Source organism: Salinarimonas soli (assembly GCF_008386575.1).
In the GTDB taxonomy this organism is placed as follows: domain Bacteria; phylum Pseudomonadota; class Alphaproteobacteria; order Rhizobiales; family Beijerinckiaceae; genus Salinarimonas_A; species Salinarimonas_A soli.
Map to the genome: position 1 here is coordinate 1 of NZ_VUOA01000131.1, position 539 is coordinate 539.

The following is a 539-nucleotide window of genomic DNA, read 5'->3' on the forward strand; positions in this document are numbered from 1 at the left end:
GTGGAAAAGTATAAATAATAAAAATATTTTGTTCATATTATAATAGCAATAAGTTAATGGATTGGTTACAAAACTGTAGGACGCGACCGGCCCGCGTCGAGGGCCCCATCAGTGGCGCGTCCGATTTTTATTCCTCTTCTTCTTCCTCCTCCTCTTCCTCTTCTTCTTCTTCCTCTTCTTCCTCCTCTTCTTCTACCTCCTCAACGACCTCTTCCTCCTCCTCTTCGGGTTCAGGCTCGTATTGAGGCTCTTCGTCCTCCTCGGGCTCAGCCTTGACGTCCTCTTCGCCTTCCGGAGATTCGAGTTCGCCCTTCTTCTTGCCGGGCCTCTCGCCGAACCACTTCGGCAGTCGCGCCTTTTGCCTGCCGCCGAACTGTTCGGCCCTCTCTTGCCACACCTTCTCGAGGAAGTCCTTGTTCAGTTTCTCTAGGTCACCCTCGAACAGTTTCTTTTTGTCGTCGTAGGATCGTGTGTCGACACGCCTCTCGTACTTGGACGCTACTTGAATTTTGGGCGGGTGCTTGCCTGTGAGCGCTTCG

Annotated in this window: 1 protein-coding gene; it reads right to left on the reverse strand. The window is 51.9% G+C overall.

The features are described 5' to 3' along the window. Positions 1-127 precede the first annotated feature (127 nt). Positions 128-539, reverse strand: a 412-nt coding sequence (locus tag F0L46_RS27665; protein WP_188312156.1) for a hypothetical protein, incomplete at its 5' end; no start/stop codon positions are given.